Here is a 13,744-nt window from a genome sequence, read left to right as displayed (position 1 = left end):
GATGTCTTTTACTTTATTTATATGATTCTGATAAAGATTCTTGTTGTTTATTATATTCCCCGTTTTCACCTAAGAAATATGCTTCTACTTCTTTCCAGTTTTGAACTTTTGGCCATTTATCAATATCAATATTATGATCTGCTGCATACATAATTGAATGATTATTGAAGCTTTCAAGTTGTTTAGGATTATCATCAATTAAATAATCTGTATTGACGATACCTTTATCTCCACAAAATACAAAGTGTTGAGGGTCTAAGAATGGCATATGTTCTCTTAGCCAAGCGTATTTATCAGCAAATGATGTTGGTACGTCCATCGCTGCTGTAACAATATAAACGTCATAGTATTCATTTAACTTCTGTACAACTTCTACAGCGTCTGGAAATACTTCTAAGTCTCTAAAAAATCCATCTTCTCTTAAAATACTTGTCAAAATACCTTGATGTTCAGGCATCATATTACGGATTTTAGTACCTTTAAGTTCTTCCATAGTAACATTAGAAGAAGTTTCTTCATTGTAACGTCTTAAAAGTTTTTTTATTGTGTCAGCTAGCACTTCATCCATATCGATACCAATTGTTTGCTTCGTCATTATACCTTCTCCTTTATATATCAATGTCTACTAGTATACCAAAGAACGTACTGCCTTTCCTTTATTACGAACTGTGTGTTTTAAAGAATTCTTCTAATACTTGTATCATCTTATCGTTATGTTCACTAAAGCCCATCGTAATACGTACACCATTTGGGAATGGTCTCGTAATAAAGCCTTCTTTTATTAAATAATCATATAATACTTGAGGTTCGTTTGTATTAACGTATATAAAGTTCGTTTGGCTATCATAAATATGTTCTTTAAAAGATGCATTTAAGAATTTTTCAATTTCATGACGATTCTTTGTTGTAATGTCTTTTAAGTAAGCTTGATCTTTAATTGCGGCATCTGCTGCAACAGCTGAAAGTGACGTTACATTGAATGGTAATCTGACAATATCTAATTGGTCTAATAATGATTCATTAGCGATTGCATAACCAATACGTTGTGCTGCTAATCCATACGCTTTAGAAAGAGTACGTAAGACAACGACTTGATTATATTTTGAAAGTAATTCTAAACTATTTGGCATGTCTTCAGCAACAGCAAATTCTATATATGCTTCATCTATTAAAACGATAATATCATCTGGTACTTTTTGAATAAATGCTTCTATAGCATCATGAGGCAAATATGTACCTGTTGGGTTATTCGGATTACAAATCCAAATCAGTTTCGTTTTATCTGTAATTTGTTCATACATTGCATCTAAATCAAAATATCCATCTTTAATTGGTGTTGTTTTAACTTGGGCACTTTCAATAATAGCATGATGTCTATACTGTCCAAATGTCATGTCACTCGTTAAGATTTCATCATCTTTTTCAAGAACTGCTCTTGAAATAATCATAATCACTTCATCTAAACCTGAGCCAAAGAATATTTGTTCTTTCTTCACATTGAGAAATGTACTTAATGTTTCTTTCACTTCAAATTGTTTCACTTCTGGATAGTAGAATAATTCGTCTAAATTAGCTTTGATTGCTTCTTTAACATTTGGTGAAGGACCATACAAATTCTCATTTGAAGCAAGTTTGACCATGTCTCCATCTATGCCGTACTTTTCTTTTAATTGTCTCGGAGATAACCCCGGTTGGTATGCTTGTAATTCACTTAATTGTTGCTTCATTTTTAGACCTCCAAGTTGAAATATAAAAACGGTAAATCGAAATTTACCGTTTGTTAATTTATTAGTATTATAGACCTAATCATTTTCATAAATCAATGGTATTTAATCAATCAAGTCATTCTTCTGTAAATATTCTTTCGCGACTTGATAAGCATCTTCATCCTTGATTGTAACTCTATAATTCATTTCTTGCATTTCTTCATCAGATATTTTGCCTTTTAATTTATTCATAGCTTTCACCACATCTGGATGCTCTTTAATTGTTTCTTTTTTCATAAGTGGTGCACCTTGGTATGGTGGGAATAATTTTTTGTCATCTTCTAAGACAACCATGCCATATTCTTTAAGCTCTGCATCTGTTGAATATGCATCGATTAAATCAATATCATTACTTTCAAGCGCTTGATATCTTAATTTAGGTTCCATTGTTTTAACATCTTTAAAGTTTAAATCATATTTCTTTTGAATACCTTTGTAACCATCTTCACGGTCATTAAACTCTAAAGTGAAACCAGGTCGTATTTCATCTTCAACCTTACTTAAATCTGAAATAGTTTTAATATTATGCTTTTCAGCATATTCTTTTTTAACTGCTAAAGCATACGTATTATTATATTTCATCGGTTCAAGTAATTGCATATCAAACTTTTTATCAAGGCTATTATTAGCTTGATTATATACTTCTTTCTCAGTTGTTGATTTAGGTGTTTCTTTCGTTAACTCACCTAGAACTGTACCTGTGAATTCTAAATATCCATCTATTTCGTCAGACTTTAATGCATTAAATAGGAAGGAAGTCTTACCCATACCTGCTTTAACTTCAACAGTGTTGTCAGTTTCTTCTTCAATTAAAATCTTATACATATTAGTGATAACTTCTGGTTCAGATCCTAACTTACCTGCTAAAGTAATTTTATCACCTTTTTGAGCAAATAAAGGTATCGTCACAGATAATAAGAATATGACTAATATTGTTCCAAGTATAATTAAAGATTTTTTGTATGAAATTCTTTCTAAAATTCTTAAAAATACATCAAAGAAAATTGCTAAAATAGCTGCAGGAATTGCGCCTAGTAATATAAGAGATGTATTATTTCGATCAATACCTAATAATATTAAATCCCCTAGACCACCAGCACCTATTAAAGCCGCTAATGTTGCTGTACCAATAATTAATACCATAGCTGTTCGAATACCAGCCATCATAACTGGCATTGCAAGTGGTAACTCAACTTTAGACAATCTTCTACCAGTCTTCATACCTATACCACGTGCCGCTTCAATCAATGAAGGGTCTACTTCTTTAATACCGGTATATGTATTCCTTAATATCGGTAATAACGCGTATATAACAAGTGCAATAATTGCCGGTATACGCCCTATACCAAATAACGGAATCATTAAACCTAGTAAAGCAAGAGATGGTATTGTTTGTAATACAGCTGCGATGTTAATAATAACTTCGGCTAGCTTTTTAGTCTTTGTCAGCAATATACCTAACGGAACTGCGATTACGACTGCGATTAAAAGTGCAATAAATGATAATTGAATATGTTCAATTAACGTTTCTAAAAGTTGCCCTTTACGGCTTGAAAGTGTTTCGATTAAGGCATTCATGAAGAAACACCTCTATTCTTTTCAGCTAAATAACTAAACACATATTGTCTTGTCACAATATGGCTTGGTGCTGCATTTTCTGAATCCATCACAATCGCTTCGTGTTCTGCTAATAATCCATATATATCGTCAATCGTTTGATCTGGTGATACTTTAGGATATTGATCAATAGATTGCGTATTTACTTCTGAAATTGGTTGCGCAATATCACCGAGCTTCACTTGCTTCAATACATGCGCATCCACATTACCAATAAATGATTTTACGAAATCATTCTTAGGTCGATGAATAAAGTCTTCTGTCGTTCCAATTTGCTCCACATGTCCTTGATTCAATAAACAAATACGGTCTCCCATTTTCATCGCTTCTTCAATATCATGCGTTACAAAGACGATTGTTTTTTTAATTTGCGATTGAAGTTCAAGTAAATCATCTTGTAGATTCTTTCTACTAATTGGATCTAGTGCACTAAATGGTTCATCCATTAAGACAACAGGCGGATCGGAAGCAAGTGCTCGAATAACGCCAATACGTTGTTGTTGTCCTCCAGATAGCTCACTTGGATATCTATCCCGATATGTTTCAGGATCTAAACCAACCATAGTAAGCAATTCATCTACTCTATTTGCAATATCTTTCTTTTTCCATTTCTTCATCTCTGGTACTTGCGCAATATTTTCTTTAATCGTCATATGCGGGAAAAGTGCGATTTGTTGAAGAACATACCCAATATCCCATCGCATCTCCGCAACATCATAATCACTTATTGGTTTATCGTTAAAATATATAAATCCTTCTGATAAAGGTATTAACCTGTTGATCATTTTAAGTGTTGTAGTCTTTCCGCACCCAGAAGGTCCTATAAGTACAAAAAATTCACCTTCATTAATATTAAAACTTACATTATCTACTGCTTTCTTATCCCCGTATATCTTTGAAACAGCTTCAAACTTAATCATTAATAGACACCACATTCCTCTTTTTTATCAGTGCTAGAATTTCTTCTATATTATTTACCCTAATTTCACAATAAAATGCCTATTCTTCTTAAATGGGTTGTTTATAATTTTTAATGGTTTCAATAAATATCGGACAATAGTGTTTCAATTTATAACTTCCAATACCGTCTATTAAAATCATTTCTTTTTTAGATTCAGGTAATCGTTTAGCAAATTGCTCTAAAATTTGATCAGAGAATATAGAAAGTGGTGAAACTTCTAATTCTTTACTTAAATCTTTTCTAACTTCTATTAATCGATCAAATAAAGATCTATCAACATCTGTAATCGTTTGGATATCAACGATTTCTTTCGGCTTAGATTTAAATGGCGTTGTCATAATTTCAACTTTTCCACGCAATACATCCATTGCATCTTGGTCAACACTTAATATTTCTTTATGTTCATTTAAATAGCCTTTATAACGCAATTCATCTAGTAAATGATGACATTCATTCGTCGTATAATCTTTTAAAATGCCATAAGTACTGAGTTCATCATATCCTAAAGATGTTATTTGAGGTGTTTGTTCGCCTCTTAATACTTGTATTATCATATTACGTTTTTCTTTTTGTTTTAATCTTGCGATACAACTTAATATTTTTTGAGCTTCAGTTGTCATGTTATATGATTTTTCTGATTGTAAACAACTAGAACATCTGCCACACTCTTCTAATTTTTCATCAGGATTAAAGTAATGAATCATCATCGCTTCTAAGCATTTAGTCGTCTTCGTATATTGAATCATTTGTCGAAGCTTTTCGCCTTGTTTTTCTTTGTATTCATCATCTGCAGAACTTGAAGAAATGAAGAATTTTTGAAGGTCTATATCACGGTCTGAGAATAATAAGATACATTCACTGTCTAACTGATCACGACCAGCTCGACCAGCCTCTTGATAATATGATTCGATATCTTGAGGCATATTATAATGAATCACGAATCTAACGTTTGATTTATCAATCCCCATACCAAAAGCATTTGTTGCAATTGCTAATTTGATATCATCTTCAATGAATTTACGTTGCGCACGTTCTCTTTCATCTTTTGGTAATCCTGCATGATACATCACATTTTTAATTTCTAAATCATCAAATGTTTCACTTAATTGTTCAACTTGTTTTCTAGTAGAACAATAAATAATCCCTGATTGATGAATATTTTTCTTCACATAATCTTTAACAAAATTAAGTCTCTGATATGTATTGTTCACTTTAAACGTTAAGTTCTCACGTTTAATAGACGTTTCAACAATATCACTTTCAGCAATTCCTAATTTTTGAGAAATATCTTCTTGTACTTCTTTAGTAGCTGTTGCTGTTAATGCCACCAATCTAAAATGATGAGGTAAGCTCATAACATGTGTAATCACTTCTTGATAACTTGGTCTAAAATCATGTCCCCACTTCGAAATACAATGTGCTTCATCAAATGCGATAAGCTGTACATTACATTTGTTCAACATTTGTATAAACTGTGGTTGATTAAATCTTTCAGGTGCAATATATAGAAATTTCAACTGTCCTGAGACAAGTTCATTCTCTACTCTTTTTTTCTCTTTAGCTGTTAAAGTACTGTTTAAAAATTCAGCTTTGATACCCATCGATCTCAAGCTATCAACTTGGTCTTTCATTAATGAAATCAATGGACTAATCACAATCGTTAATCCATCTAAATATAGACCTGGTACTTGATAACAAATCGATTTACCGCCACCTGTTGGCATAACACCTAAAGTGGGACGATGATCAATAACTTTATCAATAATTTCTTTCTGTCCATCTCTAAATTGTTGATATCCGAAATACTCTTTTAAAATATTTTGCATCTATATATACACCTCTATACGCTTATAATCTGTCTGATAAGGATGACCAACGCATATAATCTTCTTCATATTGCGTTTCAATTGATGTCTTTTCATTTGCGAGTTCATTTAATTTTTCATAATTTGTAGCATGTTCAACCATTTCTTGGTCAATTTCTTCTAATCTTGTTTCTATATATTCGATATTTTTCTCGAGTTGTTCTAGTTCACGCTTTTCTTTGAACGATAATCTAGCAGAAGTCTTAGGTTTCGTTTCTGTTTTTTGAACTACTTTATGTTGCTGTGTTGCTTTTTTCTCAAGCTCTCTTTTATATTCTAAATAATCTTCAAATGTACCTAACATAGGTTCGATTTGTTGATCATGGATATACCAATATTTATTGGCCACTTTATTTAAGAAATATCTATCATGACTTACCGTTATAACTGTTCCACCGAACTCATTAATATAAGCTTCTAATATTGTTAAAGTTTCAGTATCTAAATCGTTTGTTGGCTCATCAAGAATTAATACATTTGGTTCGTGAACTAATAGTTTTAATAAATATAAACGTTTTTGTTCTCCACCTGATAATTTATTAATTTGAGTGCCATGCGTTTGACTTGGGAATAGAAATCTTTCTAACAACTGCGTAACAGATACAACTGTGCCATCTTTTTCTTTAGCAACTTCACTTTCTTCTCTTAGATAATCAATCATTCTCTTATCTGAAGTTAAACTTTCATCTTGCTGTTTAAAATAAGCAATTTTTACAGTTTGACCTGTAATGAGATTACCTTCAAAAGTTTGATCTAACCCACTAATAATATTGAGTAATGTTGTTTTACCTGCACCGTTTTCTCCAACAATACCAATTCTATCGCCTTTTTGAATAATCGTTGTAAAGTGTTCAAATAACTTTCTATCTCCAACAGATTTAGAAATATCGTCTAACTCAAATACTTGTTTACCGAGGCGTGAATGGGCTAAATTTAAACTTGCTTCACCTTGTGTTTTTCTATTTGATATATCTTCTTCTAACGTATTAAACCTTTGAATTCTCGCTTGTTGTTTCGTTGATCTAGCTTTAGCACCTTGTCTCATCCAATGCAATTCTTGTTTATACAGCGCTTTCTTTTTAACATGTTGTTGTGCTTCAATTTCTTCTTTTTCAGCTCTTGCTTCAATATACGCTTCATAATTACCTGGATAACTTGTGAGTTTACCATTTGAAAGTTCAACAATTCTTGTAGAAACTTGATTTAAGAAATGACGATCATGTGTAACAAACATGATTGTATGGGGATATTGTTTAATATAGTTAACAAGCCATTCAATTCCTTCAATGTCTAAATGGTTTGTCGGTTCATCTAATAATAATAAATCTGGTTTACGTATTAATTCTTTTGCTAGTGCAACTCTTTTTTTCTGTCCACCACTTAATGTAGCTATTTTTTTAAGATAGTCATTTATACCTAGTTTTGATAGAATAGTTTTAACGTCTGCACTGTAATCCCATGCATTTAATCGATCCATATCAGATTGATATTTCATCATAAGATCTAAATCTTTAGATTCACCAGTCTGTTGATATTGATTTAAAGCATTTTCATATTTAGAAATCACTTTCGTCATTTCAGTTTCGTTATTTAATACTTCATCGATTACAGTTAAAGATTCATCAAGTTCAGGCTTTTGGCTTGCATATGCAATTTGATATTGGTTAGGATAAGATGTCTTCGCATCATAATCATCATCAATATTTGCAATAACTTTAAGCAAAGTACTTTTCCCTGTTCCATTGATTCCAACTAAACCAATGCGTTCTTTGTAAGAAATGGATAAATCTAAATCATCAAAAATAATTTTGTCACCATATTGCTTATTAAGTTTTTCAATTTTATATGCTTCCATGAATTAACATCCTTTAGTATTCTCAGTTTTCAATTAATATATTATACACTTTTTTTCACACAAAAGATATGAAGGAGCAAAAACTATGCAACAGATTTTTACAGAGCTACCACCATACTTGCAAGCATTATTCGCAGGTATCATCACATGGCTGTTAACAGCATTCGGTGCATCGTTCGTTTACTTGTTCAAAAATATAGACACAAAAGTTATCAATACAATGCAAGGATTTGCTGCAGGCGTCATGATTGCAGCTAGTTTTTGGTCTTTATTACAACCTTCTATAGAACAAAGTTCACATTCAGCAATGCCTTGGTTACCAGCAGCAATCGGCTTTCTTTTAGGCGGATTGTTTATTAGACTATTAGACTTTGTCATACCTCACGCACACCAAAATGCAGTTGATAAAAGCCAGCGAGTAGAAGGACCAGATACTAAATTAGGAAAAAACACTTTGCTGTTTTTAGCAATCACATTGCATAACATTCCTGAAGGTATGGCCATCGGTGTTGCTTTCGGTGGTGTTGCAACCGGAAATGAAGGCGCAACATTATTAGGCGCACTCGGCTTAGCAATCGGTATCGGTATACAAAACATTCCAGAAGGCGCAGCACTCTCGATGCCAATCCGTGCATCAGGTTTATCAAGATGGAAGTCATTTAACTATGGTCAAGCTTCCGCTTTAGTAGAACCTGTATTCGCAATGTTAGGTGCATTACTAGTTGTCATTGCAACACCAGTATTACCATATGCATTAGCATTCGCAGCCGGCGCAATGATATTTGTCGTTGTAGAAGAACTCATCCCCGAATCACAGTCAGGTAATAACACTGACTTAGCAACATTAGGATTAATGGGTGGCTTCACAATAATGATGATACTAGACGTCGCTTTAGGTTAGATAGAATAGAAATCCCAATCGTGCAGACGATTGGGATTTTTTCATTGTTTAATGTGTTGGTGTGCGAGGGTTGTGGGATATGTGGGGGTTGTGGATATTGGATAAATTGGAGCTGTTGATGATTTTGGAGATGTCGATGTTGGGAATCTCTTGGCTTTAGTTAGGCGTTAAGCCATGACTTGGTGGATCTCTTGGCTTTATTAGGAAGTTAAGCTACGACTTGCGCTATCTCTTGGCTTTATTAGGAAGTTAAGCTACGACTTGATGCATCTCTTGGCTTTATTAGAAAGTTAAGCTACAACTTGCGCTATCTCTTGCCTTTACGCAGGACTTAAGCCATTACTTCGGTAATTTTTTAAGTAATCAAAAATGTCATTTCTAAATAATCATTTAATTTTTGAAAAGATGTGAGTTTACTCCTATTTTAACTCATATCTTGACCAATCTCGTGGGTTTACTCTGTCTTTAACTCACATCTTCTTCAATCTCGTGAGTTTATTTCCTCTTAAACTCACATCTCCTACTAAATCATACTTCTCCACCCTATATCCTGTATCGCCCACATCATCTTCTAACTCATAATTCCTATTAAAAAGTACTTTTCCCAGTCACCACCCCACAACCCCCATTTCCAACACAAAAAAGTACCACAAAATCTCATGATTTTGTGGTACTCATATACTCATAATTATTTTTCTTGATAGCCATTACCGGATTTGTATTCATAGTTTGATGGCTTAACTTTCTTGAAGTCAGGGTTATCATAGAATCTGAATAAGTCTCCGTGTAATAACTGATCTGATAATTCGAGTTCTTTTTCGACGTTATTTTTATTTTCTTCTAAATCTTTAGGTTTCGTCTTCATAGGTTTATTAGTCTTATTATCGTACACAGTGCTACCGATTGATTTATATTCTGGCGTTATAAAATCACCATTTCTAAATGCAACTGTTTGATCGTGTCCTTTAGCTAATAAGTCTGTACCAAACATAATGTAGTTATTTGATTTAATACCTAATACGTCTAATAATGTAGGCATTACATCTGTTTGGCCACCGTATGTTTCATCGACGCCACCTTTAAGACCTGGCACTTTCATAAAGAATGGTGTTCTGTTTAAGTCCATGAATTTAGCTGGTGTGATTTCATCTTCACCAAGTAAATTAGCCATTGCTTTATTATGGTTCTCAGAAATACCATAGTGGTCACCGTAAATGATGATTACTGAATCATCATATAAACCTTCTTTTTTAAGTTCTGTCATGAATTTTTCTAATGATTCATCTAAATAACGAGCTGTTTGAATGTATCCATCTAATGTTGCACTACCTGTATCTGGTTTCTCTATCGTTGCATCTTCTTTACTCAATGTGAATGGGTAATGGTTAGTCAACGTAATTAAATGAGAATAGAATGGTTGTTTTTGTTCTTTTAGATGTGCAATAGATTCATCAAAAAATACTTCATCTTTTAAGCCTAAGTTTTCAAGATTTTTTTGTTGCATATCATAATAAGTTGCATCATAGAACTTATCTACACCAAAATGCTTGTACACTTGATCTCTGTTCCAGAATGTTTTGTAATCACCATGCATAACTGATGTTTCATAGCCGCCTTGTTGATTTAAAATTGCTGGTAGTGATTGATAAGTGTTGTCACCTTTTAATGAGAATGCTGAACCTTGTGGTAAACCGAAAATACTATTATCCATCGTTAATTCTGAATCGGCTGTTTTACCTTGTCCCGTTTGATGGAAGAAGTTTGGATAGTATTTGTAACCTTTATCACCTTTAGCTAAAGAGTTTAAATAAGGTGTTACTTCTTCACCATTAACTTTGAAGTTTATTAAGAAAGATTGGAAACTTTCTAAGTGAATTTTAATAACGTTCTTGTCTTTAGCGATACCAAATGTTTCTTTGTTAGGTTCTTGATACTTCTGTTTTGTATAATTTTTAACTTGTGTTAAATCATCTTCACTTGCTAATGCTTTTTGTGAATTATTTTGAATCGTTTTAACCCCGTCGTAAACTGTAAAGTTATATGGTCCTAAATATTTAACTAAATATTTATGGTCAAATGTACGTGTTAATAATTCTGGTCTATCTGATTCAGCAAATGCTAAGTTTAAGAAAAATAGTGCTACAGCTACACCCATAACAACTGGGACAAATTTCTTAGGAAATGCTTTAACTGATAAATTATTTCTCTTAAAGATCAACACAAATAAGAAAATAATCGTATCTGTGAAATATATAAAATCGTACCAAGAGAATGAACTATATACTGCACCAGACATTGATTCTACGTTACTTACTTGATTCAAAGTACTAAATGTTAAGAAATCTGAAAAGAATCTAAAGTACACGACGTTAGCATATAGTAAGAACGATAGTACAAATCCAGCGATAAAAATAAACCAGAACGACTTTCTTCCCTTAAAGAATAAGAATACGCTCAATATTAGCGCAATCAAGCTGTATGGGTTCATTAATAAAATTAAATTCTGTACGAGTCCCTTAACCCCGAGTGACAAATCTACATAATAGGCAAAATAAGTCTTTAGTGAAATTGCTAAAATCGTTAGCAAGAAGAATGTAAAGACGCCTATCTTCCTATTTTTAGTTTTCATACTGTTCCTCCGTATCTCAACTCATATCAATTTTCATTATTATTTCATTACATATTATTGAAGGTTGTAATATTCTTGTAATATTTAATGTACAGTATTATAATTTATACTATTTTACAATAAATTTCAACTAAAAACCTAAAATAGAAATAAGAAATGTGTAAAAAGTGCACACAATAGACACAATTCACACATGTAATTTATTTGTTTAATTCTTCATTTAATTTATATCTAATGCCGGTTTTTATTTGTTTAACGAATTGAGCATGTTTTCTCATATTGCGTTCCGCTTCTTGTATTGTTAATTTCTTGAAGATGAGTTTTGAACCTTGCTTTTTTTGTGCTAATTTATCGATATGATAAGAAGCAATTGTTCCAATTTGAGGATAGCTCGATAATGATTGATGATCATTCAACATTACGACCGGTTGATTCCCTTCATTTAATAGAACGGTACCTTTTTTAACACTTAAAAATGATTGATCGACGATTCTACGATTAATAACGGAGTTCCCTTCTAATGTTAATCCCGTTCGGTTAAAGCGATTAGATACTTTATAAACTTGACTCTCAAGATGTTTGATTTCTGCTTCATTAAAGTGTGTCATACCTTCTCCCGATATAACATGGAATATATCTGTTAAATAATTTAACGCTAATGTATATTGGTCAACGCCCCATGAAGCTGTTTTGCTATCTTCTAAATTTTCAAATAGCTTTTTTTGTAAAGGTGTGTAGTTACGGCACATTTCAATTTCATCGCCTGCATGTAAGGTACGACCGTGGTAGCCACCCATTTCTAAACGGATACTTGTAGATTTTGAACCTAACCATTCTTCAGCAACAATTCCACCTGCAATTGCTAAATAACCTCTCGTACCTTTTGAAGCTTCACCAAACTTTAATACTTCACCTTTATCCAGCAAATGAATTTTATATGGTGCTATTTTCTTACCATCTACAAATGCTGGGAAGTTAGCTCCTGTAAATGCGATTAAAGTTGGTTCTGTAAATTGGATAGACGGCAACTTAATCGTCATTTCGATTAAAGCTTCGCCTTCTTCATTACCTACAAGCATATTAGCGAGTCTATGGTTTAATTGATCGATTGAACCATTTTTAACAATGCCAATATGTTGTTGTTTTTGCCTTCCTAAATCTTGAATCGAAGAGTATAGTCCAGCTTCTCGAATAATTAATGACATGGCTTATACCCTCCATCCTTGCTTTGTAGTTGATCTACAATATTTAAGATGACATCATCACCAAAATTAAGCTTACAAATATTATTTTGTCTATCGTATATTTCAACATTCGTCCAACCAATGACTGGCCACTCACCACTTGTATCAGTTGTCGTAATAAATAATTTATCTCTTTCAATACACAATGATCCTTTAGGGATAAATTGTTTGAACTGTGCATTACCTGAATGCAATCGATGACTTAAACCAGATAAATAAGGACATCCTGGAGTATGACCTATCATTGAAACAAAATACGTTCTAGATTCTAACACTTGTCTTTGTTCTTCTTCAGACAAGTCCGTTAACGTATCAAAATCCGGACCATATTCGCCACCTACAATGACATCTATCATAATCGATTCCTTTGTAACTTCTCTATCATTAATGTCTTGCTTTTTCTTATAAATAATACGTTCTACAAATTCAGTCATATATTTAAATGGCTCATTGATATTATGGTTCATCATCATGCTATAAGGATGATACACAACCATTAAACTATTTTCACTAGGTATAACCTCATCTATAAAAGGCATATCTTGACTTAATATTTCTAATCTAAATTCATTAATTTCATGCGTTAACTGTCTCGAAGGTTCACGATCGCTCATTACAGTTAATGCAGAATCGCCCTTAGGATATATGCGCATTTAAGACACCTCATTCTATTCTGCTATATATAAAGCATCATTATTTACGATAAAATACATCTGTTAAATCAATAAATACATGTGTTAATTGATTTACAAATAAGCCTACAAAAACAATTGCAACGGCAAATCCAATATATAAATACGCAAAACTTTGCTTATTTTTTTCTTTTCTCAATTCACTTAAAACGATGCGCTTTAAGTAGAATGCAATAACAATCACTATTACTAAATATAATAATGTTAAGAACAT

At 32.5% G+C, this 13,744-nt stretch carries 11 protein-coding genes; 1 reads left to right on the top strand and 10 read right to left on the bottom strand.

The annotated features are described in order from the left end of the window. Positions 1-13: 13 nt before the first annotated feature. The 6 genes from LQ677_RS07895 to LQ677_RS07870 form a co-directional block, all read right to left on the bottom strand. Entirely contained in the window at positions 14-595 is a 582-nt protein-coding gene (locus LQ677_RS07895; RefSeq protein WP_025905408.1) for a 5' nucleotidase, NT5C type, read from the bottom strand. Positions 596-659: 64 nt separating this feature from the next. Then, on the bottom strand, positions 660-1,727 hold the full coding sequence (gene hisC / locus LQ677_RS07890; RefSeq protein WP_126476671.1) for a histidinol-phosphate transaminase: 1,068 nt from the start codon (positions 1,725-1,727) through the stop codon (positions 660-662). A gap of 102 nt (positions 1,728-1,829) precedes the next feature. Further along, positions 1,830-3,344: an ABC transporter permease/substrate-binding protein gene (locus LQ677_RS07885; protein WP_037588706.1), complete on the bottom strand. Its 1,515-nt coding sequence runs from the start codon at positions 3,342-3,344 to the stop codon at positions 1,830-1,832. Beyond that, on the bottom strand, positions 3,341-4,303 hold the full coding sequence (locus LQ677_RS07880) for an ABC transporter ATP-binding protein (RefSeq protein ID WP_191836349.1): 963 nt from the start codon (positions 4,301-4,303) through the stop codon (positions 3,341-3,343). The genes LQ677_RS07885 and LQ677_RS07880 overlap by 4 nt, the downstream gene beginning before the upstream one ends. A gap of 88 nt (positions 4,304-4,391) precedes the next feature. Beyond that, complete coding sequence (recQ, locus tag LQ677_RS07875; protein WP_025905404.1) at positions 4,392-6,170, bottom strand: DNA helicase RecQ; 1,779 nt, start codon at positions 6,168-6,170, stop codon at positions 4,392-4,394. Between the two features lie 22 nt (positions 6,171-6,192). Beyond that, positions 6,193-8,064: an ABC-F family ATP-binding cassette domain-containing protein gene (locus tag LQ677_RS07870; protein WP_196307550.1), complete on the bottom strand. Its 1,872-nt coding sequence runs from the start codon at positions 8,062-8,064 to the stop codon at positions 6,193-6,195. Positions 8,065-8,149: 85 nt separating this feature from the next. On the opposite strand from LQ677_RS07870, the gene LQ677_RS07865 reads away from it, so the two are divergent. Beyond that, complete coding sequence (locus LQ677_RS07865) at positions 8,150-8,965, top strand: ZIP family metal transporter (protein ID WP_037588700.1); 816 nt, start codon at positions 8,150-8,152, stop codon at positions 8,963-8,965. Between the two features lie 688 nt (positions 8,966-9,653). Here the strand turns inward: LQ677_RS07865 and ltaS are convergent. From ltaS to LQ677_RS07845, 4 genes are all read right to left on the bottom strand, one after another. Beyond that, complete coding sequence (ltaS, locus tag LQ677_RS07860; RefSeq protein WP_159315313.1) at positions 9,654-11,594, bottom strand: polyglycerol-phosphate lipoteichoic acid synthase LtaS; 1,941 nt, start codon at positions 11,592-11,594, stop codon at positions 9,654-9,656. Positions 11,595-11,794: 200 nt separating this feature from the next. Further along, positions 11,795-12,799, bottom strand: a complete 1,005-nt coding sequence (locus LQ677_RS07855) for a 5-oxoprolinase subunit C family protein (protein WP_191836354.1) — start codon at positions 12,797-12,799, stop codon at positions 11,795-11,797. Beyond that, positions 12,790-13,491, bottom strand: a complete 702-nt coding sequence (locus LQ677_RS07850; protein WP_191836355.1) for a carboxyltransferase domain-containing protein — start codon at positions 13,489-13,491, stop codon at positions 12,790-12,792. Before LQ677_RS07850 ends, LQ677_RS07855 begins: the two co-directional genes overlap by 10 nt. A 40-nt stretch (positions 13,492-13,531) precedes the next feature. Next, the gene (locus tag LQ677_RS07845; protein ID WP_025904760.1) at positions 13,532-13,744 is read right to left on the bottom strand and encodes a hypothetical protein; all 213 of its coding nucleotides are present in this window, start codon (positions 13,742-13,744) and stop codon (positions 13,532-13,534) included.

Origin of the sequence: Mammaliicoccus sp. Q-M61 (genome assembly GCF_022386055.1) — a bacterium.
Lineage (GTDB): Bacteria > Bacillota > Bacilli > Staphylococcales > Staphylococcaceae > Mammaliicoccus > Mammaliicoccus sciuri_A.
The sequence above is the reverse complement of the archived record's forward strand: the minus strand, read 5'-3'. Positions and strand labels throughout refer to the sequence as shown.